The 26268-nt window shown below is 59.2% G+C and carries 17 protein-coding genes and 1 pseudogene; 6 read left to right on the top strand and 12 right to left on the bottom strand.

The window, feature by feature from the left end; translation table 11 throughout:
* Window position 1 precedes the first annotated feature (1 nt).
* From NQ491_RS02590 to NQ491_RS02600, 3 genes are all read right to left on the bottom strand, one after another.
* A complete protein-coding gene (locus tag NQ491_RS02590; RefSeq protein ID WP_019244895.1) occupies window positions 2-1366 on the bottom strand; it encodes a Na(+)-translocating NADH-quinone reductase subunit A in 1365 nt (454 codons plus the stop codon).
* A gap of 108 nt (window positions 1367-1474) precedes the next feature.
* The gene (locus NQ491_RS02595) at window positions 1475-2686 is read right to left on the bottom strand and encodes a C1 family peptidase (protein ID WP_019244894.1); all 1212 of its coding nucleotides are present in this window, start codon (window positions 2684-2686) and stop codon (window positions 1475-1477) included.
* 223 nt (window positions 2687-2909) lie between these two features.
* Entirely contained in the window at window positions 2910-4061 is a 1152-nt protein-coding gene (locus NQ491_RS02600; RefSeq protein ID WP_019244893.1) for a CapA family protein, read from the bottom strand.
* A gap of 51 nt (window positions 4062-4112) precedes the next feature.
* Here NQ491_RS02600 and NQ491_RS02605 point away from each other — a divergent pair, with 51 nt between their 5' ends.
* The gene (locus tag NQ491_RS02605) at window positions 4113-4745 is read left to right on the top strand and encodes a TatD family hydrolase (RefSeq protein ID WP_019244892.1); all 633 of its coding nucleotides are present in this window, start codon (window positions 4113-4115) and stop codon (window positions 4743-4745) included.
* Window positions 4742-5506 (top strand): tRNA threonylcarbamoyladenosine dehydratase, encoded by a 765-nt coding sequence (locus tag NQ491_RS02610; protein WP_019244891.1) that lies wholly within the window; start codon window positions 4742-4744, stop codon window positions 5504-5506. The genes NQ491_RS02605 and NQ491_RS02610 overlap by 4 nt, the downstream gene beginning before the upstream one ends.
* A 262-nt stretch (window positions 5507-5768) precedes the next feature.
* Here NQ491_RS02610 and gpmI read toward each other — a convergent pair whose 3' ends face one another.
* Window positions 5769-7292, bottom strand: coding sequence for a 2,3-bisphosphoglycerate-independent phosphoglycerate mutase (gene gpmI, locus NQ491_RS02615; protein ID WP_019244890.1), 1524 nt, complete (start codon window positions 7290-7292; stop codon window positions 5769-5771).
* A gap of 55 nt (window positions 7293-7347) precedes the next feature.
* Window positions 7348-9972: an alanine--tRNA ligase gene (alaS, locus tag NQ491_RS02620; RefSeq protein ID WP_019244889.1), complete on the bottom strand. Its 2625-nt coding sequence runs from the start codon at window positions 9970-9972 to the stop codon at window positions 7348-7350.
* Window positions 9973-10077: 105 nt separating this feature from the next.
* Between alaS and NQ491_RS02625 the strand changes: the two genes are divergently transcribed.
* From NQ491_RS02625 to NQ491_RS02635, 3 genes are all read left to right on the top strand, one after another.
* Window positions 10078-11046 carry a M23 family metallopeptidase gene (locus tag NQ491_RS02625; RefSeq protein WP_019244888.1) on the top strand — a complete coding sequence of 323 codons (969 nt, stop codon included), beginning with the start codon at window positions 10078-10080 and terminating at the stop codon, window positions 11044-11046.
* 4 nt (window positions 11047-11050) lie between these two features.
* Window positions 11051-12025 (top strand): M23 family metallopeptidase, encoded by a 975-nt coding sequence (locus NQ491_RS02630; RefSeq protein ID WP_026089493.1) that lies wholly within the window; start codon window positions 11051-11053, stop codon window positions 12023-12025.
* A gap of 120 nt (window positions 12026-12145) precedes the next feature.
* The gene (locus tag NQ491_RS02635) at window positions 12146-14332 is read left to right on the top strand and encodes a glutamine synthetase III family protein (protein WP_019244886.1); all 2187 of its coding nucleotides are present in this window, start codon (window positions 12146-12148) and stop codon (window positions 14330-14332) included.
* Between the two features lie 547 nt (window positions 14333-14879).
* Here the strand turns inward: NQ491_RS02635 and NQ491_RS02640 are convergent.
* The 3 genes from NQ491_RS02640 to NQ491_RS02650 all read right to left on the bottom strand — a co-directional run bounded on the left by NQ491_RS02640 (window position 14880) and on the right by NQ491_RS02650 (window position 18649).
* Window positions 14880-15020, bottom strand: a complete 141-nt coding sequence (locus NQ491_RS02640; protein WP_157365652.1) for a hypothetical protein — start codon at window positions 15018-15020, stop codon at window positions 14880-14882.
* Window positions 15017-17869 (bottom strand): PD-(D/E)XK nuclease family protein, encoded by a 2853-nt coding sequence (locus tag NQ491_RS02645; RefSeq protein WP_019244883.1) that lies wholly within the window; start codon window positions 17867-17869, stop codon window positions 15017-15019. Before NQ491_RS02645 ends, NQ491_RS02640 begins: the two co-directional genes overlap by 4 nt.
* Window positions 17870-17956: 87 nt before the next feature.
* Window positions 17957-18649, bottom strand: coding sequence for a GIN domain-containing protein (locus NQ491_RS02650; protein WP_157365651.1), 693 nt, complete (start codon window positions 18647-18649; stop codon window positions 17957-17959).
* A 183-nt stretch (window positions 18650-18832) separates the two neighbouring features.
* Here NQ491_RS02650 and NQ491_RS02655 point away from each other — a divergent pair, with 183 nt between their 5' ends.
* Window positions 18833-21991, top strand: coding sequence for a UvrD-helicase domain-containing protein (locus NQ491_RS02655; RefSeq protein WP_019244881.1), 3159 nt, complete (start codon window positions 18833-18835; stop codon window positions 21989-21991).
* Between the two features lie 293 nt (window positions 21992-22284).
* Here the strand turns inward: NQ491_RS02655 and NQ491_RS02660 are convergent.
* From NQ491_RS02660 to rpsB, 4 genes and pseudogenes are all read right to left on the bottom strand, one after another.
* Window positions 22285-22547 (bottom strand): annotated as a pseudogene (locus NQ491_RS02660) (recombinase RecA); the annotation flags it as partial.
* A 40-nt stretch (window positions 22548-22587) separates the two neighbouring features.
* On the bottom strand, window positions 22588-23904 hold the full coding sequence (locus NQ491_RS02665; RefSeq protein WP_157365649.1) for a phosphodiester glycosidase family protein: 1317 nt from the start codon (window positions 23902-23904) through the stop codon (window positions 22588-22590).
* Window positions 23905-24374: 470 nt separating this feature from the next.
* On the bottom strand, window positions 24375-25196 hold the full coding sequence (tsf, locus tag NQ491_RS02670) for a translation elongation factor Ts (RefSeq protein WP_019244879.1): 822 nt from the start codon (window positions 25194-25196) through the stop codon (window positions 24375-24377).
* 32 nt (window positions 25197-25228) lie between these two features.
* Window positions 25229-26116 carry a 30S ribosomal protein S2 gene (gene rpsB, locus NQ491_RS02675; protein WP_026089492.1) on the bottom strand — a complete coding sequence of 296 codons (888 nt, stop codon included), beginning with the start codon at window positions 26114-26116 and terminating at the stop codon, window positions 25229-25231.
* Window positions 26117-26268: the final 152 nt, after the last annotated feature.

Below are 26268 nucleotides of genomic sequence, written 5' to 3' on the forward strand. Positions count from 1 at the left end.
GTTAGTTAAGCTCCTTGATCATCAGGTCGATACCCTGACGGATAATCTGCTGCATGGCGGTTTTCGACGGATCGACGAACTCGCACAGCGCGAAGTCCTCCTCGATCACTTCGTAAATACCCAGATTCTCCATCTTGTCGATGTCGCCGGCCAGTATGGCCTTGAGCAGATAGAGCGGATAAATGTCCATCGGAAGATATTTGTCGTAGAGCCCCGTCACGACATAGGCCCTGACGCCTCCGTTCATATTCGTGTCGAGCACGTACCGCTTGCGAGGCGTAAGCCACGAAAAATAGCTGCGCGAGACGGAGAACTTATCGAGCCGGGGCATGCCCCAGCCCAGAAACTCGAAATGATCGCCCTCGGGAATCACCGTCACCTGATTGCCGTAGAACCCCAGATAGCCGTCCGGCTCGACCCGACGGCCCGTCAGCACGTTGCCGCTGATGATCCGGTAACCGTGCCCGTCGGACGCGTTGCGCACATCGGCCTTGCGTACGATGCTCGAAACGGGCGCGCCCGAGATCACCTCGTAGTAGCGGGGCTCGAGTATCTCGGACCCGGTCAGCGCGACGATCTTACGCAGATCGACCCGGCCCGTGCGGAAGAAGCGGCCGATCAGCGCGACATTCTGAATATCGACGGTCCACACGATCTCGCCCTTGCTGATGGGATCCACATGGTGTATCTGCACGCCGACATTGCCTGCCGGATGAGGCCCGCTGAAATAGTGCTTCTCAACCCCCTTTACCTGCTCCAATACCCCTTTCGGCGCGTCGGCGTCGAGTCCCAAATGCACGGGACCGGCCGTCAGTTTCGAAAGCATGGCAAAGCCGAGGTTCAGATCGTCCAACTGCTGCTCGAGCGCGAAATTCATGTCGGGCGCCAGCGGAGCGCTGTCGAAACCCGATACGAATACGGACTTGGGCGTACTTTGCGGATCGGCTATGATTCCGTAGGGACGCTGAACGATCATCGGCCAAAGGCCCGAAGAAAGCAGCGCCGAGGTAACGTTCTCCCTCGTGGCCGCCTCGACCGACGGCACATCGAACGCCTCGTAAGACTGCTCCGCCTCGGGAGCGATCACGATGTCGAGTATCCGCCGCTTCTCTCCTCGGTTGACGGCCGTCACGCGGCCGCTGACCGGAGAGGTGAACAGCACTTGCGGACGATACTTGTCGAAAAACAGCGGAGTCCCGGCCTTCACCGTGTCATCCACTCGCACGAGCAGTTTCGGCGTAATGCCGAGAAAGTCGTCCGGCCGCACGGCATAGGCATGCACCAAGGGCAGACGCTTCAGCTCCCTGCGCGGCTCGCCCTCGAGCCTTATGTCGAGACCCTTTTTCAATTTGATGACTTGCGACATACTGTATAGATATGAGTTTTAGTTAGTAAACATGGTGGTGTATCCCTGTTCGGACGGCCTTCGCCGACATGAAAAAGCCGGCACGGAAAACCGTTCCGGCCTCCAGGCTCAGCGAATACCGAGCTTGGCTTTGAGGTCCTCGGGCAACACGTCCTTACGCACCATGATGCCCGTCGACTTATAGAGCACGAACGGCACGGACGCATACAGATAGCCGTGGTAGGCTCCCGTATCGCCCCAAGAGTTTTTCACCTTATAGTACTGATTGCCGTTCTGGTCCTCCGCCACGCCCATGATCAGCATGCCGTGATCGTCGGTCGTCTCGTAATTGTCGAACGCCTGCTGGCGCATCTGCTGCGTGATCGTCTTCTCGGGCAGCATGCCGCTCAGATCGAGCGTCATCTTGCGGAGCTCCTCCTCGGTCAGCTTCGTCCACTTCCCTTTCTCCGAATCGCTCATCTCCTCGACTTTCGCCACCGGCACGATGGCGAAACCCTTGTTATAGGCAAACCCTTTCTCGCTGACGTCCGACGCCCAGTTGACCGCATAGCCTTTCTCGAGCGACGCGTCGACGATCCGGCGCAAGTCGTCGATCGTTACGTTATAGGACAGCGCGGCATTCCAGTTATCGGGAATTTCGAGCGCGAACGGCTCGTAAAAGGGATGATGCGTGAACGAGGTCAGCAGCACGTAGTCGTCGGAACGAATGCCCAGCTCCTCGGCGAAACTCTTCGGCGTATACTCCTTGCCCCTGTAGGCGAACTTCTCGGGACGAGGCCCCAGATAGGCGTCCAAAATGCCGTTCAGCCCGTCCTGCCAAGCGGTCGAGAGCGACTTGTTCGGATTTTCCACCACGGCGTCGACATACGCCTTGATGACCGCATCCAACTCGCCGTGCACATGCCGGTCGGTTCCGTAACGCAGGCCGGGATAAACCTCCTCGGGCACGATGCCGTAACGGTCGATGATATACACCACGTCGTTCAACGTGCCTCCGCCGCCCAGATTGGCGCTGCCGTGCATGCGGACATAGCGTACGGCTTTTTCGAAATATGCGTTGCGGACGATCCACATCTCCGCCAGATCGTGCTCTCCCTTACCCCGGACGAGCAGGTCACTCTCGACCTCGCCCATACCCGAGAAGCTCCAGCATGTGCCCGAGCGAGACTGATCCTTGACCGATGTGACCGGAACGGTCTTCACGTCTTGGAACACATAGGTCTCCGCTTTCTTGTCTTTTTTCTCCTTTTCCTTTGCCGGTCCCTTCGCCACGGCTGCCGTCGCCACGAAAACCGCCGCCCACAACAGGTACAATTTCATCAATATAAGATTAGGTTTTAATTTACCGTTACAAATATAACACTAAAATTTCTTTTTTCAGCGTTTGCCCGGAGGCTTATTGCTCGACAAAAGGCACGAATTATCAACATTCGGTCATCAGCGGGTTCCTCCAAAGCGGAACCGCTCCGCCCTGCTCTACCCCCCCCCGAAACGGAAACGGCAGCCCGCATTCCATGGCCGCCGATTCGCAAAAAACGGCGCATCAGTAGTCGCATCGTATCTCCGTAAAGCCGCGGCCGTGACGCTCCATGTGCCGGCGCGTACGCTCGACGAACCGGTCGAAAGCGTCGCGATGCTCGGGCGCGACCGTTTCGCGCGAGTAGCTCGGCACGATATCGTAGCGACGGCCGGAGGCGCTGTTCGGGTCGCGCGAAATGCAAGTCCAAACGATCAAGTACTCTGGGCGGCAGGATGTCCGGCCCTGTTCGTCGAGCGTCAGCGTCACGCGGACCGACAGGCCGCCGTCCGTATCCGGGAAACGCTGGTTCGACACGAAATTGCCCATCGAGTAGACCGTCGCCCCGCGTACGTTTCCTGCCGAATCCTCGATCGTTTCCGCCGGCTGCACGACATGCGGATGCGATCCGATCACCAGATCGGCGCCCCAGCGGTGGAAAGCCGCCGCCAGCTCGCGCTGACGGGGGCCGGGCAGTCGCTCGTACTCGTTTCCCCAATGAACGAACAGCGCGACATGAGTGGCTCCGTCCTGCCGGGCCAAGGCGATCTCGCGGCGAATAGCCACCGTGTCGATGCCGTTCACGCGACACCCGGACGGAACGGGCAAGCCGTTCGTTCCGTAGGTATAATTGAGCAGCGCGACCCGGAACGCTCCCTTTTCGAGCATCAGAGGATGCCTCTCGCGCGGCGGAACGCTGTCGGCGAAGGCGCCCGTATGGAGTAACCCGGCCTCGTCGAGTGCAGCCAGCGTCGAGCGTATTCCCTCCGCTCCCCGATCGCAAATGTGATTGTTGGCCAGCACGGCGACATCTACCCCGGCACGGCGCATCGCGCCGGCCAGCGCCTCGGGCGATCGGAAACGGGGATAACCGGAATAAGGCTCCTCTCCGAGCGTCGTCTCCAAATTGGCAATGACGAAATCGGCGCTCGAAAAATAGTTGTTCAGCCGGGAAAAACAGGAGGTATAGTCGAACGAACCGTCCCGCTGCCGGGCGGCGAACACCTGAGGCATGTGCTGCATCAGGTCGCCCGTAAAGATCAGCGTCAGGCTTCGCCGACCGTTTTCCGCAAACGCTTCCGTCCGCGAGGCCGGCATTCGCTTCTCCCCGCAGGAAGAACAGCCGAAGAAAACGAGCGCGAAAGCGCTCCATGCCGCGAGAAACGATCGATTGCCCATTGTACAGCGTTTGCTATCTTTGTATTCGCAAAACTAATCATTTTTACGTACGTGAACTCCTATTGGGTAGATATTCACACGCATCGGCCGCTCGATGGCCGACCTGGCATCCGCAGCCTGCGTATCGGGATCGACTTTCCCGACAGCACCGACGGCAAAATTTCGGCCGGAATCCACCCTTGGGATGCGGAGCGTGCGCAACGCGAATGGCTCGACGGAATCAGGGAGCTGCAACCGGCAGCCGTCGGCGAAGTCGGGCTGGACTATGCGACGGACATCGACAGGGAAGCGCAACGGACATGGCTCGCCCGCCAGAGGGATCTGGCCGCCGAGCTCGGCCTGCCGCTGATCGTACATTGCGTGAGGGCTTACGACGATCTGAAGGCCATGCTGAGCGGGTTCCCGCTGCCGGTCATCGTACACGGCTTTACCGGCTCCGAACAGCTCGCGTCGCAACTGCTCGACAGAGGCTGGTATCTGTCGTTCGGCAAAACGGTCGAACGGTCGCCCAAAACCCGCCGGACGCTGCGAAGCATACCTTCCGACAGGCTGTTTCTGGAAACCGATATGTCCGGGGAGGAGATCGAGTCGGTCTACCGCCGGGCCGCCGACATCCGGAACGAACCGGCCGAATCGCTCCGCGACGCCGTTCATACGAACTACCTGAACCTGTTCGGCCTATGAAAGAATGGATGCAACGCACGGAACTGTTGCTGGGAAGCGACCGCATCGAACGATTGCGAAACGCCCGCGTACTGGTCGTCGGACTCGGCGGCGTCGGGGCCTATGCGGCCGAAGCGATCGCGCGGGCCGGCGTCGGAACCATGACGATAGCGGATGCCGATGCGGTGTCCGAATCGAACATCAACCGCCAGCTGCCGGCCTTGCACAGCACGGTCGGCGAGCCGAAAGCCGAGGTCATGGCCCGACGGCTGCTGGACATCAACCCGGGATTGCGACTGACGGTCGTACGAAGATACATCCGCGACGAGGAGACCGAGACGCTGCTCGACGAAGGGTTCGACTACGTCGTCGACGCGATCGACACCCTCTCGCCCAAGGCGGGCCTGATCCGGTCTTGTCTCGAGCGGGACATTCCGGTCGTCAGCTCGATGGGGGCCGGAGCGAAAACCGACCCGACGCGGGTACGGATCGAGGACATCGCCCGGTCGCATCACTGTCCGCTCGCGCACATGCTACGCAAGCGCCTGCACAAGATGGGTATCCGGACGGGATTCTACGTCGTATTCTCGGACGAGCCCGTGCGCGAAGGCTCGATGATGCTGTGCGAGGAGACGAACAAGAAGTCGAACGTCGGCACGATCTCCTACATGCCGGCCGTCTTCGGCTGCCACTGCGCCTCGGTCGTGATTCGCGGGCTGATCGGAGAAATGCCGCCGGCCGCATTCGCTGCGGAAACTCGGGACAACGTGCGGCACGGATAGCCGACAAGTCCCGCCGGATCGGGTCCAGCGTCATCTAACAGACCGCCCGCACCGGAACCGGCAGAAACGCCGGCAGGCACAATGCCGATGCAAAGTATGACCGACCTGCTTTCCGACCGGCCATATGCAACCATGTTTCAGAACCCGCCGAACCGCGCCGCATACCGATTCCGCGACCGGAAACGACCAATCCGCAACGACAAAAAAACGGGAGGCATTCCCGCCTCCCGCGTAAACATTTTCGGGCTTCCAAAACAACAGTCTACATTTCGATCAGCGCTTTTCCGGTCATTTCCTCAGGCTGAGGCAGCCCCATCAGCTTCAGCACGGTCGGAGCCACGTCGGCCAGTACCCCGTTACGCACGCTCTTGACCCGGTCCGAAACGACGATAACAGGAACCGGATTCAACGAATGGGCCGTATTGGGCGTTCCGTCCGCGTTCTCGGCATGGTCGGCATTGCCGTGATCGGCAATCAGCACGACCTCGTACCCGTTGACCTTGGCGGTCTCGACCACGTCGTGCACGCAAGCGTCGACGGCCTTAACCGCCTTGAAAATCGCATCGTAAACTCCCGTGTGCCCCACCATGTCGCCGTTGGCGAAGTTCAGGCAGATGAAATCGAACTTCTTCTTGTTCAGTTCGGCCACCAGTTTGTCCTTCACCTCGTAAGCGCTCATTTCGGGCTGCAGGTCGTAAGTGGCCACTTTGGGAGACGGAACCAGAATCCGCTCCTCTCCTTCGAAAGTCTCCTCGCGACCGCCATTGAGAAAGAACGTCACATGGGCGTATTTTTCCGTCTCGGCGATACGCAACTGCCTGAGTCCCTGCTTCGACACATACTCGCCGATCGTATTGACGACGTTCTCCTTGTCGAACAGGATGTGCAATCCCTCGAACTTCGCATCGTAAGGCGTCATGCAGCAATAATAGAGCGGCAGCCGCTTCATGCCGAACTCGGGCATATCCTGCTGCGTCAGTGCGATCGTCAGTTCCTTCGCACGGTCGTTGCGGAAATTGAAGAAGATCACGACGTCGCCTTCGCGGATCGTGCCGAGCGGACGGTCCTCGCCGTCGACGCAGACGATCGGCTTGATGAACTCGTCGGTCACGCCCTCGTCGTAAGACTTCTGCACGGCGGCGACCGGATCGGACGCCTTCTCGCCCTCGCCCTTTACGAGCAGGTCGTATGCCAGCTTGACGCGCTCCCAACGCTTGTCGCGGTCCATCGCATAGTAGCGGCCGACGATCGACGCGATCCGGCCGGCCGACCCTTTCAGATGACTCTGCAACGCTTCGATAAAACCCTTGCCGCTGCGCGGATCGGTATCGCGTCCGTCCATGAAGCAATGCACGAAAGTCTTATCCACGCCGTAATGCTTCGATATGTCGCAAAGCTTAAAGAGATGGTCCAGCGAACTGTGAACCCCGCCGTCCGAGACGAGGCCCATGAAATGCACCTGCTTGCCGTTCTCTTTCGCATAAGAAAATGCCTTGACGATTTCGGGATTCTTCAGAATCGAGTCGTCGCGGCAGGCGCGGTTGATTTTCACGAGGTCCTGATAGACGACGCGCCCGGCACCGATATTGAGGTGACCCACTTCGGAATTGCCCATCTGTCCCTCGGGCAAGCCGACATTTTCGCCGTCGGTGCGCAGCTGTGCGGAAGGATACGTCGCTTCCAGCGAGTCGATATACTCGGGATGAGCCGAGAACACGACATCGTCGTGACCGTGATCGCCTTTGCCCCAGCCGTCCAGAATCATCAGTAACACTTTGTTTGCCATAGCCTTTGCCGTTTTAATTTCGGGACGCGCCCAACGCACGCCCCTCGAGTTGTTTTTATCGTTTCAATTGAGTCTTTATCAATTCGACCGCCCGGAAGATCGCTTTCTCGATTCCGGCGACATCCTTGCCTCCGGCCGTCGCATAGAAAGGCTGTCCGCCGCCGCCGCCGCTTATCTCCTTGGCCGCCTCGCGCACCACTTTCGAAGCATCGACGCCCCGGGAGACGATCTCGTCGCCGAGCATGACCGTCAACGCGGGCTTGCCTCCGACAGCCGACCCGATCACGAATACCAGGTTCGGAAACTTCGGCTTCAGTCCGAACGCGATCCCCTTGACGATATCGGGCAGGAAATCGGCCTGTCGGGCAATCAGCACGATGCCGTCTTCTTCGGTCAGAGTCGGCTCGATCGACTCGACGATCGAACGGATGCGCTCGCGCTTTCCCTCCTCGATCTGCTTGTTCAGCTCCGCATTTTCCTCAACGAGCTTCTTGATGGCCTGCGTGACGGAAGGATTGTTCACGTATTGCTGAATGCCTCTCAGCGTGTCCTCCAGACCGTAGACGAACTCCGCCGCCCGCTGCGCCGTCACGGCCTCGATACGGCGCACGCCGGCCGAGGTCGCGCTCTCGGAGAGAATCTTGAAGAAGCCTATGTTCCCCGTCCGGGCAACATGCGTTCCGCCGCACAACTCGACCGATTCGCCGTACCGAATCACGCGCACCCGCTCGCCGTACTTCTCGCCGAAAAGCATCATCGCCCCCATCGAGCGGGCCTCGTCGATCGGACAATCCCGCCGCTCCTCCAGCGCGTAGTCGCTCCGGATGTCGGCATTGACGAGCCGCTCGACCTCCCGGATCTGCTCGTCGGTCACCTTTTGGAAATGCGAGAAATCGAAACGCAGATAATCGGGACACACGAGCGAGCCTTTCTGCTCGACATGCGTGCCGAGCACCCGGCGCAGCGCTTTGTGCAACAGGTGAGTGGCCGTATGGTTGGCGGCCGTCGCCGCTCTGGCTCCGGCATCGACGACGGCATGGAAATCGGCGGCCAGATCCGCCGGCAGACGGTCGACCAGATGGATCGTCAGATTGTTCTCCTTAAGCGTATCGGTCACGGTGATACGCTCGCCTCCGGCCTCGATATATCCCTTGTCGCCGGTCTGCCCTCCCGAATTGCCGTAGAAAGGCGTATGATCGAAAACGAGCTGGAAATAAGTCTTGTTTTTGGCTTTCACGCGGCGATAGCGCGAAATGCGCACGTCGCTTTCGAGCGTATCGTAGCCGACGAACCGGCTCTCGACGATCGGCAGCAGTTCGACCCAATCGTCCGTATCGACGGCCGCCGCATTGCGCGAGCGTTCTTTCTGGCGTTGCAGTTCGACGGCGAAAGCGTCCGTATCGACCTTCATGCCGCCTTCCGAGGCGATCAGTTCGGTCAGATCGATCGGGAAACCGTAGGTATCGTACAGCAGAAACGCATCGCTGCCGCCGATCGTGTCGCTGCCGGCCGAGCGAGCCTTGCTCATGACGCCCTCGAGCAGGCTGATGCCCGTCGAAAGCGTCCTCAGGAACGCGTTTTCCTCCTCCTCGATCACTTTTACGATCAGTTCCCGCTGGGCGACCAGTTCGGGGAACTGCCCGCCCATCTGAGCGACCAGCCCGTCGACCAGCCGGCAGATAAACGGCTCGTCGAAACCGAGGTAGGTATAACCGTACCGGACGGCGCGACGCAAGATGCGACGGATCACGTACCCGGCCTTGACATTCGACGGAAGCTGACCGTCGGCAATCGAGAACGCGATCGCGCGCAGATGGTCGGCGACCACCCGCATGGCGACATCGGTCTTCGGATCGTCGCCGTAGCGACGGCCGCACATCTCGCCCAGCCGGCAGATCGTCGGCTGGAAGACATCCGTGTCGTAGTTGCTCTGCTTGCCTTGCAATACCATGCACAGCCGCTCGAAGCCCATGCCCGTATCGACATGGCGGGCCGGCAGCGGTTCGAGCCGTCCGTCGGCCTTGCGGTTGAACTGCATGAACACCAGATTCCATATCTCGATAACCAGATGGTGTCCCTTATTGACCAGCTCGCGCCCGTCCAGCCCGCGACGCTCCTCGTCGCTCCGCAGGTCGTAGTGTATCTCGCTGCAAGGGCCGCAGGGACCGGTATCGCCCATCTCCCAGAAATTGTCGTGCTTATTGCCCAGAATGATGTGATCTTCGGGCAAGAACCGTTTCCAATATCCGTAAGCCTCGTCGTCCCGCTCGATACCCTCCTCGGGACTGCCTTCGAAAATCGTCGCGTACAGCCGCTCCTTGGGCAGTCCGTACACGTCAACGAGCAGTTCCCATGCCCAAGAGATCGCTTCCTTTTTGAAATAGTCGCCGAACGACCAGTTGCCGAGCATCTCGAACATCGTATGGTGATAGGTGTCGAGGCCGACCTCCTCCAAATCGTTATGCTTGCCCGAAACGCGCAGGCATTTCTGAGAATCGGCCACCCGGCGGTCCCGGATCGGGCTGTTGCCCAGAAACAGATCCTTGAACTGGTTCATGCCGGCATTGGTGAACATCAGCGTAGGGTCGTTCTTGACGACCATCGGTGCCGAGGGAACGATCCGATGGCCCTTGCTGCGGAAAAAATCGAGAAACGTCTCCCGAATCTGATTGGAATCCATAATCGAGTTATACTAACTGAATACCCTTGTTCGTTAATCCATAGAGGTTGCAAAATTAAGCAATTTGGTCTAATTTTGCGTACTTTCGGGGGCAGAATTAACGAAATGGCGAAAAAACGATACAAATTCAATCCGCAGACGCTGACCTACGAGGTGATCGCCATCCCGTTGCGCATCCGGTTCTACCGCATCCTGAGGAAAATACTGGTCGGATTCATTCTGGCCTCGATCGCCAACCTGCTGTTCTCGTTCTTTTTCTATACTCCGAAAATGTATCGTATCAGCGAGCGAAACAACGAACTGATGCTCCAGTACGAAATGCTCGGCGACAAAATCCGAGCGGCGACCGCCAAACTCGACGAGCTGCGCCACCGGGACAACAGGGTCTACCGCTCGCTGTTCGGCGTCGACTCGCTGAGCGTGCACGGCGTCTACACGCCCTACCCCGCCGCGAAATACGGCAGCATGAAGGACGATCCGTACGCCCCGCAGATGATCGGTACGTGGCTCGAGCTGGACCGGATGACGAGGCTGCTGTATCAGGAGTCGAAATCGCTCGACCAGCTCGAGGTCATGGCCAAAAGCAAGGAGCTGATGGCCGACGCGATCCCCGCGATCTGGCCGATCGACCGACGGAACCTGCGCGGACACATCGGCGCGTTCGGCTCGCGCGTGCATCCGATATCGGGACGAATCTCGGGGCATCAGGGTATCGATCTGGGCGGACGGACAGGCAATCCGGTCTATGCGACCGGAGACGGCACGGTCGCGTTCAACAACGAGGGCGTGCGCGGATACGGGTTGCAAGTGCTGATCGACCACGGTTTCGGTTATAAGACCCGTTATGCGCATCTGAGCAAGATACTCGTCTCCCCGGGACAGAAAGTCAAGCGTGGCGAGCTGATCGGAGAGGTCGGCAGCACCGGACGCTCGACCGGGCCGCACCTGCACTACGAGGTAATCTACCGGGGCCAGCACGTCGATCCGATCAACTACTTCAGTCGCGACATGACCGAGGCCGAATTCGAAAAGATCATCGAGTCGGCGCGGGCGACCACCTATGAAACGGAATAAGACCATGAGCGAGAACAGCCGACCGACCCGCTTCAAGGACCTCGTGCCTCGCTGGCAGGAGCAGAGCGAGAATTTCAAGAAGAAATTCCTGCGCGGGGTGGTTCATGCGTTCGCGTGGACCGGAATGGCCGTACTCTACTACTTTGCGTTCTCGATCTTTTTCGACACGCCGCTGGAATACGAAATGAAGCATTCGACCCGAATGCTCAGGCAACAGTACGACTCGCTCAGCCGACGCTACGACACGATAGAGAAGGTGCTGATGAACGTCATCGACCGGGACCGAAGCGTGTTCCGAACCCTGTTCGAGTCGGACCCCTATAATTTCGATACCGATTTCGAGAAAAAGAAGTGGGAGGCTCAGGAAAAGCTGCTGACCAAGTCGAACAAGGAACTCGGCAAGCTTTTCCTCGAAAAACTCCGCTCGTTCGAGAAACGCGGCAGCGAGCAGCTTTTCACCCTCGCAACGCTCGAACAGGCCGCCGACTCGCTCAAGGACCGGTTCGACAACATCCCGGCCATACAGCCCGTCATCAACAAGGAGCTCACGCTGCTCACCGCCTCCTACGGCATGCGCATCCACCCGTTTTACAAAAGTCTCGCGGCCCATCAGGGAGTCGACTACACGGTCAGCGAAGGTTCGCGCGTATTCGCCACCGCCGACGGACGCATCAAGGAGATTATCACCAAGCGCACCTCTTCGGGCAACACGGTGGTCATAGACCACGGCAACGGATACGAAACCGTATACAGCCACTTAGGCAAAATCTACGCGCGCCGGGGCGACCGCGTCCGTCGGGGCGACATCATCGCCCAGTCGGGCAACACGGGCCTGTCGCTCGCTCCGCACCTGCACTATGAAATCCGGCACAACGGCATGCGAGTCGACCCGATCCACTATTTCTTCATGGAGCTCGACTACGAGGAGTATCAGAAAATCGTCAAAATAGCCCAAACGGGCATGCAGTCATTCGATTGACAGGGGGTCTTCGCACAAAAAACAGGAACTTTTCTCTCACGCCCCGTATTTCCGTAGGGCACAATCGAAATATTTACTAATTTTGCCGTCAGTAGTTCATTTTCTAACCAAACGACTCACATGGCCACACTACGTTTCAAAGCCCTCGGCGAAATATCGCGCAGGGAACCGATCGAGCCCGAGCTTTCGGACAAGAAAATCTCCGACTATTTCGGAGCCGACGTCTTCGACCGCGAGAAAATGCGGCAGTATATTTCCAAGGAGGCTTACGAAAGCCTATGCGACGCGATCGACGAAGGACGCCGGATCGACCGCAAGATCGCCAACCAAGTCGCGCAAGGCATGAAGACGTGGGCCATGGAGAAAGGCGCGACCCACTACTCGCACTGGTTCCAGCCGCTGAACGACTCGACGGCCGAAAAGCACGACGCCTTTTTCGAGCCCATGTGGGGCGGAGGCTCGTTCGAAACGTTCAAGGGCGAGCTGCTCGTACAGCAGGAGCCCGACGCATCGAGCTTCCCGAACGGAGGGCTGCGCAATACGTTCGAGGCCCGGGGCTACTCGGCATGGGACCCCTCCTCGCCGGCATTCATACTCGACAAGACGCTCTGTATTCCCAGCATATTCATCGCCTATACGGGCGAAGCGCTCGACTTCAAAACCCCGCTGCTGAAATCGCTGACGGCGGTCGACAAGGCTGCCGTCGAGGTATGCCAGTATTTCGACAAGGACGTCGACAAGGTGAACGTGACGCTGGGCTGGGAACAGGAGTATTTTCTGGTGGACGAGGCGCTGTTTCTGGCCCGTCCCGACCTGATGCAGACCGGACGGACGCTGATGGGCCATATCGCGGCCAAGGACCAGCAGCTCGACGACCACTACTTCGGAGCGATCCCCGACCGGGTACTCGAATTCATGAAGGACTTCGAGCAGCAAGCCTACCGGCTCGGCATTCCGCTCAAGACCCGGCACAACGAAGTGGCGCCCAATCAGTTCGAGTGCGCTCCGATGTTCGAGGAAGCGAACATCGCCGTCGATCACAACACGCTGCTGATGACCATCATGCGACGCGTCGCACTCAGGCACAAACTGAGAGTGCTGTTCCACGAAAAGCCGTTTCTGGGCGTCAACGGATCGGGCAAGCACTGCAACTGGTCGCTGTGCACGAATACGGGCGTCAATCTGCTGGCCCCGGGCAAGACTCCGAAGAATAACATTCAGTTTCTGGCCTTCTTCGTCAATACGATCATGGCCGCGCACAAGTTCGGCGTCCTGTTCATGGCCTCGATCGCCACGCAGTCGAATTCGCACCGGCTGGGAGCCCACGAGGCCCCTCCGGCCGTGATGTCGGTTTTCACGGGCTCGACGCTGTCGGCCGTGCTCGACTCGCTCGAACAGCGCGTAAGCGAGAAGAAGATGACGCCCGACGAAAAAACCGAGATCAAACTCGACATCGGCAAGATACCCAATATCCTGCTCGATAACACGGACCGCAACCGCACCTCGCCTTTCGCGTTCACGGGTAACCGGTTCGAGTTCCGCGCGACAGGCTCGTCGAACAACTGCGCCGCCCCGCTGATCGTCATCAACACCGCGATCGCCGAGCAGCTGACGCAATTCAAGGAAGAGGTCGACAAGCTGATCGCCAAGGGTATCAAAAAGGACGAGGCCATTCTGCAAATCATCCGCAAATACATCATCGAATCGAAAAACATCCGTTTCGAGGGAAACGGATACAGCGCCGAATGGCTGCGCGAGGCGGCCGAGCGCGGGATCGAGAGCATCGGCAGCGTGCCCGACGCGTTCAAGGTCTCGGTCCGCAAGGATGCGATCGCGCTGTTCGAGAAGCACGGTATCTTCAACGAGGCCGAACTGCACGCCCGTTACGAGATCAACATGGAGAATCTGGTCAAGAAAATCCAGATCGAATCGCGCGTACTGGCCGACCTGGCGGCGAACCATATCGTTCCGACGGCGATCCGCTACCAAAACATATTGATCCAGAACGTCAAGGGACTTAAGGACATTCTTCCCGACGAGTATGCCGACATGGCCGCCGAGGAAATCCGGACGATCCGCAAAATCGCCCGGTACGTCAAGGCGATCCGCGAGAACACCTACCATATGGTCGATGCCCGCAAGAAGTACAATGCCATGGACGACATCGTCGCCCGGGCCACCGGTTACTCCGAAGAGGTGCAGCCCTATCTGGACAAGATACGCCACGATATCGACAAGTTGGAACTGATCGTCGACGACGAGCTGTGGCCTCTGCCCAAGTACCGGGAGATGATGAGCATCAACTGAATCAGGAATCCGGAATCCGGACAAGAACGGGAAAACGCTATGCAGCAGACGGCAGCCGGTTTCGTTCCCGAACCGGCTGCCGACACGATCGGAGGGAGTGCTGTGGCCCGAGGTCGTGACTCGGGCACGCCGTGCCCGACGCCGATCGATACGAGTCGGCGCTTGCACCGGAATGCTTCCGCTAATGAAACGGTCATTTGAGAGGTCCACGTCGGCTTTCCGGCTCTTTCAGCGCGTGACGAATTTCGTTTGGCTACGCACGATCGGATAGCGAGAAGACCGAGCGGGCGATCGACGGGAACGGGGATCGCAACCTGTCCGAAATGACAGGCCGTCAACGCGGCAGCGGCCATGCTCAACGTACGGAATCCGAACCGGCGGTCGATTTCCTGACGGACAATTCGGTCCGCACGGCCAGATATCCGCCCGTTGGACGAAGCCGGGCCGATACCTGCGCTGCGTAAATAATTAGGAAGCGCCCGGGCCTCAGAGGGTCCGGGTGCTTGTTATGCGATCACTCGGATTTCCGTACCAACGGGTAAAACCTCTACCGCCTTCCGTTCAACGCGTCGCGATCCAAATCGCCGCGACGAAAGCCGGCAACGCGATCACCGCCGTTACGATAGTTTTTGTACAGGGCTTTTTCGGTTTGAAAACGATATTTTCCATCATAATCTCTTTTACTCATCTGCGGCATATCTCGCGGAAATCGCAGTAGGCGCATACCGAACGGTCCTCGCACTGCTCGAACGGCTTGGAAAAGTCGAACAGTTCCGAGAGCGTTTTCTGCAGATGCCCGTTCAACGACTCACGATAGTCCGAGAAACGAAGTACCGGACGGTCGCCCTCGACGAGCAGAGGCGAAAAGCGCTCGTCCTGCATCGAGCGGACGTAATAAAGCGCCGGCTGCACGTCGCAGTTTTCGGACTGCGACAGCATCATCGCATAGAGCAAAGTCTGCAAAACGGCCGGGCTCCGCTCGGCGGCAACAGAAGAAAACAGCGCGGCAACGTCGCGGAAACGGTTGTGAGGCTTGCCCGTCTTGTAGTCCACCACGCGCAGCGCTCCGTCCGAAAGCCGGTCGATCCGGTCGGCCTTGCCGGCGAAACCCACCGACCGGACGCGGCCGTTCCGCTCGAGCGGGACGCGATACTCGACCGTCGCCTCGAGACGCTCGACGGCATACCCCCGTTGCGAAGCGTCGTAAGGCAATATGCAGGAATCGACATACTTGCGGACGACGTCGCGCACCAACAGAACGCTCCCGCCGTACTCCTCCTCGGTAGCTTTCGGATCCTGCAAATACTCTTCGTTCACGGCCCGCACGACCGCCTCCTTTACGGCCGGCGTACCCGGCAGGGAAGCGATGGTCCGCTGCGGGTTCGGATCGCCGAGCAACGGCATGTAAAGCAACTCCATGGCCCGATGCAGTATCGTGCCGAACATCGGCAGGTCGATCTCCTCGGCGATCTCCTCGACCGGCTTCAATCCCGCCACATGACGGAAATAGAATCTCAAAGGACATTCGACATACTGATAAAAGGCCGTCGGCGACAGGGAGCGCCCTCCCCCGTCGAGATACTCCTCCAGAATACGCGCGGTACGTCCGGTTTTCGAGGCCGAGACGGGTTCCGTCTTCGTCAAATTCACGCCGAGCCGGATCGCGCGCCTCAGCGGCCGGTGCGGCGATTCGTACTCCAACTGATAGACATAGCGGCTGGGCTCGCCCGTACGCTTGTCGTCGCTGCGCGAGCAGTAGGCCAGGTGGACGGTCTCCGCCCGTTGTAGCAACCGGTAGAAATAGTAGGCATAGACGCCCTCGTGGTGTTGCGGAGTCGGCAGGCCGTAGGCATACCGCAGATTGTAGGGAATGAACGAAGACGAAACCGCCCGGTTGCCGGGAAAGGTATCGTCGTTGACCGACAGCACGAGCACATGCTCGAAATCGAGGTTGCGCGTCTCGAGTATCCCCATGATCTGCACGCCGGAAAGCGGCTCGCCTTCGTACGGAATGCGCACATCTTGCAGCATTTTGCGCAGCAGCGAGGCGAAGACAGGCGTCGTGACCTCCAAACCGCTCCCGGCGAGCGAGTTCTCGAGCCGGCAGATCCGGTCGACGATCACCGAAAAAAACTCCCTCCGCTGCCGGACATCGTCTGCCGACGCGGCATGCAGGATCACCAGCGACAGCGAGTCGCGGATATATGCGGAAAGCTCCTGCCATGAGCCTGCCGGCGCGAACAGCGGATCGATCACCGAGCCCGGAGCGAGCATGCTCCGGCGCACGTAGATCGACTGCCGGCGCAGTATCTCGGCCGCAAGCCCGGCCGCCGCCGGGTCGCAGGCCCGGACATAGGGGTGCAGAAGCAATCCGGTCACATCGCTGTGATAGTACATCGGCTCGCCGTCGCGGCCCGGCTTTCTGCGACTCTGAAGCTCGACGAGTCGCTCGACGAACGAATAGGCCATCGTCTGGCGCAACGGATAGCCCATCGTCACATTGACCTGCTCGATCTGCTCGGGAATCGAATAGAGTACGGGCAGCAACAGCGACTCGTCGGTCAGCACAATGGCGGTCTGCTTGCCGGGCCGTATGCCGCGCTCGATCAGTCCGCTCAGAAATTCGTGCACGTACTTGCACTGCATGCTGTCGGACGGGGCCGACACGATTTCGATCCGCTTCGGCCGGCGGAAGCGGTCGCAGGAGAGACGCTCGCCGGAAGGAGAAGGGAAATTCCGGATATTCTCGCGCAGAAACAGGCCCGCCTCGTAATCGGGATTACCGACGTAATAATCGTCGTAGTCCCAGTAGAACTCGACCCTGCCGCTGCCGTACATCCGGCGGAAAAGCCGTTTCTCGCACTCCGACAGCGCGTTGAATCCCGCCACGACATAGCGCGCCTGCGGATCGTCGGACCATTCGACGGTCTCCTCTCCCGAAAGGCGCTCGGCGGCCTCGCGGTGAATCATGCCCTCGTAAGCGAGCCCCTGCTCGCGCAGACGATTGCGGAAACCGTGATAGACGTCGGCCATGCTTCTCCAAATCGTCATAAAACGCTCTTTTTCCTCGGAAAACTCGCTTTCGAGCCCGAAGCTTCGCCAGAAACGGGCGATCACCTCGATCTGCTCGGCAGTCAGATAGGAGCGGTCGCTCTCGAGCGCTTTCAGGTCGCCCATATTGGAGAAAAGCATGTCGGCATCGATCAGGTACTTGTCGATCTGATCGAAATCGGCCAGCAGCATGCCGCCCCAGAAATAAAACGCGTCGAAACTTTCGTCGTGATAGCGGGAGTAGACTTTGTAAAGCTCGGTAACGAGCTTGATCTCATCGCTCAAGCGCATCCCGGCCACCCGCTCCATGATTTCCCCCAAACTCTCGAAACGGGGCTGCCACAACGGACGCCGAGCCACCGAGGCGAGCGCATCGCTGAAAAAGAGCCGTGCCCGGCGGCTCGGAAACACCATGCGCAGCGACGAAACCTCGTCGCCGTAACGGTCGTACAGCCTTTCGGCCAATTCGGATATAAAGCCTTTCATCGAATGCGGTCGCATAAACCGAATGTGCCGTTCCGGTTCAGGAAACGGCACACGCGGGTACGGTGAAACAAGTCAAGCGCAGAAAGCCTATTGGCCGATGCTGTTGATCGTGCCCATCATTTTCGCGGAGGAACGGACGATCGAAGGCTCCCCCCGGTAGAAAATCGCGGCTCCCGTGTCGCTGGTCATTTGCAGGCGCTCGGTCGCGCAGACGTAAGCTTCGGCCCCCGAAGCCGCCTCGACGCGGACATCCATCGCCTCGAGCGTCCGGCTGTCGACCTTGGCCTTACTCGTCGCGAAAAGCGTATAGTACTTCGTCGTGCCGGTTATGTCGGCGGCCGAATTTCCGGCCACCTTCATGTACAGGTCGGTCGTAGCCACGTCCATGCCGAGCGTAGCGCCTGCCGCCAGATCGACGCTCAGCACCTCGCCGCAGACCGTACCTTCGACGGCCACGTTCGCGGCGGACGCTTTCAACGCCTGCAGGCTGTCGTAATAAAGCACGACCTCGGCACTGCTGGCCTTACCGTTCATGCCGGGCTTCAGTTTGACGAACAGATTACCGTCCTTGACCCCCCAGTCCAGCCGGTTGCTCTCGGACTGGCTCTGCTTGATCTCGATCCGCGCCGTATCGGAACGAATCATCCGCACGGTCAGATTGCCGACAAACTCGGCCTTGCTGAATACCAGAGGCTTGCCCTCGTCGCTTTTGACGCTTTGCTGAGCGAAAGCCGCGAGCGACAGCAAGGCGCAGGCGACCGTTACGAACATCTTTTTCATGGCTGTCGATTTTTCCGTTTTGAGCGAAAAGCGGCATGTCAACCGTTTATGCCCGCTCCGCGCCGCCCCCGGCCGGAAACGGGCCCGGATAACCGGCCGCATTCCTGATGACAAATATACTATTTTATGCGGGCTTGGCAATCTTTTCTTTATCTTTAACGTCGATTAGTTTCCTTTTGTTACATGGGAAAAGTGAAAATACTGAAAGCCTCGGCCGGATCGGGAAAAACCTACCGGCTGGCTTACGAATACATACGCAGCGTGATCGATTCGCCGCAGCTGTACCGCCACATTTTGGCCGTCACGTTTACGAACAAGGCCACCGAAGAAATGAAGCAGCGTATCGTCGGAGAACTCAACGCGCTGGCCAACGGCAGCCCGAGCGGCTACATGGGCGATCTGGAACGCGATCTGGGGCTCGATGGACAGACGATCCGCCGGCGCGCGGTGGACGCGCGCACGAAGATCCTGCACGACTACAGCCGTTTTACGGTCCTGACGATCGACAAGTTTTTCCAGCGGATCATCCGCTCGTTCATCAAGGAACTCGGGATCGATCTGAACTTCAATCTGGAGCTCCAGACGGATTCGATCCTCGACAGCGCGACGGACCGGCTGATCGACCGCATCGCCGTCGACCGCGCGCTGCGCGACTGGGTGTTGCACTTCGTGGAGGAAAAGATCGACACGGACGGCCGCTGGGACATCCGCGGCGAAATTTCGCAACTGGGCCGCGAGCTGTTCGGAGAACGATACCGCGCGGTATCCGGCGACAAGGCATCGCGCGAAGAGTTGTCGCGCATCGTTTCGGCGGCAGTCGCCCGGAGCCGCCGGATCGAAAACGAAATGAAAAAAACGGCGGCCGAGGCTCTGGCCGTCATCGATTCGGCCGGACTGGCCGCCGAAGACTTCGCCTATGGCCGAGGCGGATGCGTCGGCTATTTCGTCAAGACGGCCGACGGAACGATCGCCCCCTACGGCAAGCGAGTGCTCGACGCCCTCGAATCGGAGGAGAAATGGGTTACGGCCCGAAGCTCCCGGAAAGAAGCGGCACGGAGCGTCGTGCCGACCCTCAGACGACTGCTGGCCAAGCTCTGCTCGATCTACGACGACAACATCCGCTTCCTGAATACGGCCCGGCTGCTCTCGGCCAACTACCGCAGCTTCGCGCTGCTCGACGACCTGTCGGAGAAAGTAGCCGAAATCTGCACGGAGCAGAACCTGGTACCGATTTCGGAAACCAACGCGATCCTCGGCAAGCTGATGGGAGACAACGACGCGCCGTTTATCTACGAGAAGGTCGGCAATACGTTCTCCCGTTTCATGATCGACGAGTTTCAGGACACTTCGCAGGGTCAGTGGAGCAATTTCGTCCCGCTGCTCGAAAACGCGGTCGCGCAATCCGAGGACGAACCGGTGCTGCTGGTGGGCGACGTCAAGCAGTCGATCTACCGCTGGCGGGGCGGAGACTGGCGGATTCTGGGCCGTCAGGTCGCCTCGCGGTTCAAAGACACGCGGACCGCGTCGCTCGACACGAACTACCGAAGCGAAAAGACGGTCGTCGAGTTCAACAACAGCCTGATCGAAGCATGCGTGCAGCTCGACAACGACCGCCTGAACCGGATGATACAAGAAGCGGCCGAAAACGGCCGTCTTTCGCCCGGGCGGCGCGACGAGCTGAGCGACATGCTCTCGGAAGCATACCGAGACCAAAGGCAACGGTGCAGCAAAACGCGCGAAGCGGGATACGTGACCGTACGAGAATACGAGAAGGGCGAGCAGCCGGATCCGCCGCTGTTGATCCGCACGGTCGAAGATTTGCAAAGCCGGGGCTTCGCAGCCGGAGACATCGCCGTACTCGTGCGGACCAATCCGCAGGGCGCGGCCGTAGCGCAACAGCTGCTCGACTACAAATCGACTCATCCGGAATCTCCCTACTGCTATGACGTCGTAACGCAGGAAGCGCTTCAGATCGGCCACAGCGACACGGCCGGATTCATCGCCTCCGTATTCCGGCTCGCCGCAGGCAGCGACGAGCCGGTCAAGCGCGCCGTATACAATCTCTACCTGGAAAATCCGGTCGAGCAGCCGCTGACCGAAAGCGAGCAGGCATTCATCGAATCGCTCGGCCTGATGTCGATCGAGGAGGCATTCGAAGAAACGGTCCTGCACTACCGTCTGAACGAGAAAGTCCGGGACATCGCCTACATTCAGGCCATGCAAGAGCAGGTACACGCCTTCAGCACGTCGAGAATCGCCGACTTGCCGCTGTTCCTCAAATGGTGGGACGAGACGGGAGCCGCCCAGTCGATCAGCCTTCCCCGCAACCGCAACGCCATTACGGTCATCACGATCCACAAGGCCAAGGGATTGCAGTACAAAGCGGTCGTCCTCCCCGACTGCGACTGGAGCCTGCAACCCAAAACCGGCAGCCTGATCTGGGGCAGGACCGACGAAAAGCCGTTCGACTCGCTGAAACACATGCCGCTGGGCTGGAGCAAACTGATCGGAGAGTCCGCCTTCGCCGAGGAATTCTATACCGAAACGGTCTTCTCGCACATCGACAACATCAACCTATTCTACGTGGCCGCGACGAGGGCCGAGCAGGAACTGCACATCCAGATTCCCCGAGGCGGCAAAGAGACGCAGCGGATCGGCAGCCTGGTCATGAGCGCGATCCAATGCGCGGACGACGGAAGCGCCGCAATCGGCGAAACGAGGGGAAGCGTCGTCCAAGACGATGCGGGACGCTTTTTTCGCTTCGGAACCCCGGAACGGCCGCTACACGCGGAGCATCGGGAGCCGGAACCCGTCGCCTCCTATCCTACCCGGCGAATCGGTGCGCGGCTGAGATTCCGGCTCGACTCGCAACGCTATTTCGAGGACGGAGACTCTCCCGCGCCACTCTCTCCGCGCAACTACGGCATTCTGATGCACAAACTGCTCGAAAACGCGGCCGACAAGCCGCAGATCGACCGGCAGCTCGAAGCCATGCTGGCCGAAGGAGCCGTATCGCGAAACGAAGCGGGAAAAATCCGGGAACTGCTGTCCGAGGCCTTTTCCGATCCGATCGTCGCATCGTGGTTCGACGGCAACTGGAGCATCGTGCGCAACGAACACGACATCGTCGTCCCGGGCGAGCGATCGACCCGCCGGCCCGACCGCGTGCTGACCAAAGGAGCGGAAGCCGTTGTCATCGACTACAAGTTCGGTCTCAAAAAACACAACCGGCATACCCGTCAGGTCGAGGAGTACATGCGACTGCTCGGGCGAATGGGCTACCGGACGGTCAGAGGCTATCTGTGGTATGTCGAACTGAAACAAGTGGAAAACGTCGGATAAGAATAACGCCCGCGCAGGCCGGCATGGCTCCCCGTTTCACCCGATCGCAACCCGGAACGCGAACGGAAATGCCCAACCGGACGCAAAGCGTCCGAAGCATTCCGCTTTTCTGAAAATATTTCGGGACGATAGCATGTTCCGGACTGCCGGAAACGGATATTCCCAGCCTGCCGGACCGCAGGAAACAGCGTACCGCCCTCAGCCGGCACGGTAAAACGTCTGCCGGTCATCGAACGGCAAGACGAGCCGCCGAGCCATCGCAACGCCCTCGATATTCGGCCTAACGGCAGTCAGTCGATGAAAATGCGGATCGTGCGGGTTTTACCGATACCGGCAGTCAGTTTGCGCAGCGCTTAAGACATTTGCCGGGTCTGAAGGCCCCGTTTTCGATTCGTCCGTCTCGGCCTTGGGCGTCAGCATAACCACGAAGTCGATCACGACGATATCGATCGCGCCCGATGGGATCAGCTGGTCGGCGATCTCGAGCGCCTGCTCGCCCGTTATCGGGCTGCGAAATAAGCAACTTATCGATGTCTACGCCCGGTTTCCGAGCATGTATGCCAAGGACTCGGGCCCGCCCCGTCCCCGACGGCAAGCTATCTCATCAGGCCGACGCAACTGAGCGGCACATACTCTCCGACCGAGGGAAGCAACCGCTCTCCGTCTAAGAAAAGGCAGGCAGCGGCTCCGCCCTCCAGCTCGACGGCCTCGGCACAGCCGAAACCGGCCATCGCGTCGCGAACGGTCTCCACTCCCACTCCGCCCTGAAGAGCGGATGCGGAACATATCATCAGCACGATATCGCCCCGGGACGTCACACCCATCGCCGAACGGGCCGCCAGTTCCTCCTCCGTCTCGGCAGAAACCTTTATGCCGTCACGGATCAGAACGCCTCGGGCCGCCATGGCGTAGCGAGCCTCGCTTCCGCCGATATATGCTTTCCCGTCCCGAACCTCCGCATCGCCGATCAGACAGGTATCTCCGGCCGCCGCTCCCGCCGCGGCATACGTCGTGTCGGTTTTTCCCTGAACGAGCATTCCGTCGACAACCAGCAGGTCGTCCCCCGTACCGCCGTTGATCAAAGCGACGGAGGAAGAGTTCCGCTCGTAATACTCGGGCATCGTAGCCTGCTGCATGACGCCTCCTCCGGTCACCGTAAACACGGCATTCGTATCGGCCACCAGAGCATAAACCTCGGCCCCCGACAGATCGTCGGCACGATAAAGACGCATGTAATACGGCAATTCGTAATCCTTGACCTCCGTCCACCCGTCGGGAACGACGAACCCCATATCGATTTCGGCCTCGATCGTATAGACGGTCTCCCCGGCACGCTCGGAAGCGACCGTGAACCGCGCCGGCTCAGTCAGGTCCATCGTGACCGGATTGGACTGCGGATCGACCAACGTGCCGGATGCACCGAGCAGGAAAGTCACGTCGACACGGCTCAGATCGACGGGCCGGTCAAAAACGACGCGGACCACCCGATCCTCCCGATAGAGCGTGACCTCTCCGTCGACATCCTCCGCCTTGACCTGAACTCCCGCGAGAGCGTATTCTATCGTCGCGAACATCGTATACACGACCGTTTGCCCGTCAACACGGGCCGCTACGGTAGCCCCCTTCTCCTTCGACAGGTCCATGTAGACGGTATCTTTCAGATAAGGGATGAACATCTGCGCTCCCTCGATCAGGTCGAAAGACACCAGCACCTCGCTCAGATCGCAGTAGGCATAGAACGTCACATCGATCCTTTTCTCCTGCTGGTCGATCGTCACGTCCGCATCGCCGTTTTCGACCGTCACGCCGACGATCGGCTCGGGTACGACCTCCTCCTCCTTTTCCTTCTTACAGGCGGCGAATATCAGGACGAATGCCAGCAAACATGCCCAATTCGCGCGTTTCAGCGTCATTTTCATCTCGTTCAACGTTCCTTGCCGGAAACCACCGGACGCACGGAACTCGGTTCAAAATTAAAATTTTTTCCGGACATATCGGACTCTGCGGAATCAAATAAGAAGCCCGTTTCTTAGTCTTCTCCGGAAACTCGACCGGTTTTCCCGCCGACTGGAATTCCGGCAGACGGTTCCACCTCGGGCCGGCGAAAAAAAAACGAGAATACCGAGGCTCCGCGCTCGGACCGGGATGTAGCTAATCGCTTTTGCGGCGATTGAGCCATGTGTCAGCCGCGTTTTTTATTTCTGCACGGTTTCAACCCAAGGATATCCGCCGCGAACGTACGCCATCGAAGTCCCGCGCGCTCCCAACGACATGGCGATTCGACGGTGCGTTTCCGACGAAAACAGGCGAAAAGCGAAGGAGGACGGGACATGCGTATGTCCCGTCCTCCTTTACGTTCCGAAGCGGTCTTCCGCTACAAGCCTTAATCGTTCAGCGAGAAACGCTTGTAGGCGACCACGGTGGCTTCGGCGTCGGCCTGCTTGATGTAGGCGCCGACCGAAATCTTGTTGTTCTTCACGAGAGGCTGGTTGAGCAGCGTATTCTCGGTCAGGAACTTGTTCACCTTGCCCTCGGCAATCTTATCGAGCATGGCCTCGGGCTTACCGTCCAAACGGGCTTGCTCGCGGCCGATTTCGCGCTCCTTTTCGACGACAGCCGGATCGCAGTCGCCCCGGTCGATCGCAATGGGAGCCATAGCGGCAGCCTGCATGGCCACATCCTTGGCCGTTTCCATGGCGATCTCCTTGTTGAAGCCGACTAGCACGCCCAGCTTATGGTTCGTATGAATGTAGGTCACGCACATCGGCGCCTCGATCTTGGCATAGTATACCAGTTCGACCTTCTCGCCGGTCTGTCCCGACTTCTCGGTCACCTTGTCGGCCACGGTCCGGCCCGCCTCCACACTCACGGCTTTCAGCGCTTCGAGATCGGCGGCATCGGCCTTGACGGCGATTTCGAGAATCTCGTCAGCCGTAACCGAGAACTCCGAGTTCTTCGCGACGAAGTCGGTCTCGCAGGCGAGGCAAAGCATATAACCCTTCCCGCCGACGATCTTCGACACGACGACCCCTTCGGTAGCCGAACGGTCGGCGCGCTTGGCAGCGACCAGCTTGCCCTTCTCGCGGATGATATCCTGAGCCTTGGCATAGTCGCCCTCGGCCTCGATCAGCGCTTTCTTGCAGTCCATCATGCCCGCTCCGGTCATCTTGCGGAGCTTGGCCACATCAGCAGCTTTTATTTCCATAGGTCTTCGAATTTTTAATCGACAATCAACAATTACTCGGCAGCGGCTTCGACTGCAGGCGCTTCAGCGGTTTCGGGCTCGGCCTTGGCCTCCGAGGCGGGAGCTTCCGCCTTGGCTTCCCCGGCAGGGGCCTCCGCCTTGGCGGACTCGGCCTTGACGGCCTTGCGGATGCGGGGCTTGGCCTCCTTCTCCTCCTTCTTGGGAGCCTCGGCAGCCTCTTTCTCTTTCTCCAGCTTGCGCTCGGCCAGACCTTCGCCGATAGCGGCCGTTACGGCTTCGAGAACCACTGCGATGGACTTGGCGGCATCGTCGTTTGCCGGAATCACATAATCGATATCCGTCGGATCACAACAAGTATCAACCATGGCAAACACAGGGATGTTCAGGCGCTTGGCCTCTTTCACCGCATTGGCTTCCTTCTGCACGTCGACGACGAACAAGGCGGCGGGAAGACGGGTCAGATCGGCGATCGATCCGAGGTTCTTCTCCAGCTTGGCGCGCTGACGGGCGATCTGGAGTTTTTCTCTCTTGGAAAAGTTATCGTAGGTACCGTCGGCCGTATATTTGTCGATGGTAGCCATTTTCTTGACGGCTTTGCGTATGGTAGGGAAGTTCGTAAGCATACCGCCCGGCCAGCGTTCGGTCACATAAGGCATATTCACGGCGGCAACCGTCTCCGCCACGACGTCCTTGGCCTGCTTCTTCGTCGCTACGAAGAGTACGCGACGGCCGCTCTTGGCGATCTGCTTGAGGGCTGCGGCAGCCTCGTCGATTTTGGCGACGGTCTTGTGCAGATCGATGATGTGGATCCCGTTCTTCTCCATGAAGATATAGGGAGCCATCTTGGGATTCCACTTTCTTTTCAGGTGACCGAAATGGGCGCCGGCCTCCAGTAATTGATTAAAATCAGTTCTTGACATTTTTTCTGATCGTTAAATCTTCTGATTAAAATTCTCTTTACATCAATCGCGGCGGTAGTGTACGGGACAATCCCCGCGATTTTCCGCAGCAGGGCAACACCGGAGTAGCACGCCTCGGGCGCAGTCTCCGCCATTTGATCCCTTGCTGTGCT

The organism is Alistipes ihumii AP11 (assembly GCF_025144665.1).
Taxonomy (GTDB): Bacteria; Bacteroidota; Bacteroidia; order Bacteroidales; family Rikenellaceae; genus Alistipes_A; species Alistipes_A ihumii.

Coding starts and splice junctions, on each gene's coding strand:
- NQ491_RS02625 (WP_019244888.1), top strand. CDS start 10,078: ATGGCGAAAAAACGATACAAATTCAATCCGCAGACGCTGACCTACGAG.
- NQ491_RS02635 (WP_019244886.1), top strand. CDS start 12,146: ATGGCCACACTACGTTTCAAAGCCCTCGGCGAAATATCGCGCAGGGAA.
- NQ491_RS02655 (WP_019244881.1), top strand. CDS start 18,833: ATGGGAAAAGTGAAAATACTGAAAGCCTCGGCCGGATCGGGAAAAACC.
- NQ491_RS02590 (WP_019244895.1), bottom strand. CDS start 1,366: ATGTCGCAAGTCATCAAATTGAAAAAGGGTCTCGACATAAGGCTCGAG.
- NQ491_RS02610 (WP_019244891.1), top strand. CDS start 4,742: ATGAAAGAATGGATGCAACGCACGGAACTGTTGCTGGGAAGCGACCGC.
- NQ491_RS02645 (WP_019244883.1), bottom strand. CDS start 17,869: ATGAAAGGCTTTATATCCGAATTGGCCGAAAGGCTGTACGACCGTTAC.
- NQ491_RS02600 (WP_019244893.1), bottom strand. CDS start 4,061: ATGGGCAATCGATCGTTTCTCGCGGCATGGAGCGCTTTCGCGCTCGTT.
- alaS (WP_019244889.1), bottom strand. CDS start 9,972: ATGGATTCCAATCAGATTCGGGAGACGTTTCTCGATTTTTTCCGCAGC.
- NQ491_RS02595 (WP_019244894.1), bottom strand. CDS start 2,686: ATGAAATTGTACCTGTTGTGGGCGGCGGTTTTCGTGGCGACGGCAGCC.
- gpmI (WP_019244890.1), bottom strand. CDS start 7,292: ATGGCAAACAAAGTGTTACTGATGATTCTGGACGGCTGGGGCAAAGGC.
- tsf (WP_019244879.1), bottom strand. CDS start 25,196: ATGGAAATAAAAGCTGCTGATGTGGCCAAGCTCCGCAAGATGACCGGA.
- NQ491_RS02650 (WP_157365651.1), bottom strand. CDS start 18,649: ATGAAAAAGATGTTCGTAACGGTCGCCTGCGCCTTGCTGTCGCTCGCG.
- NQ491_RS02640 (WP_157365652.1), bottom strand. CDS start 15,020: ATGAGTAAAAGAGATTATGATGGAAAATATCGTTTTCAAACCGAAAAA.
- rpsB (WP_026089492.1), bottom strand. CDS start 26,116: ATGTCAAGAACTGATTTTAATCAATTACTGGAGGCCGGCGCCCATTTC.
- NQ491_RS02630 (WP_026089493.1), top strand. CDS start 11,051: ATGAGCGAGAACAGCCGACCGACCCGCTTCAAGGACCTCGTGCCTCGC.
- NQ491_RS02665 (WP_157365649.1), bottom strand. CDS start 23,904: ATGACGCTGAAACGCGCGAATTGGGCATGTTTGCTGGCATTCGTCCTG.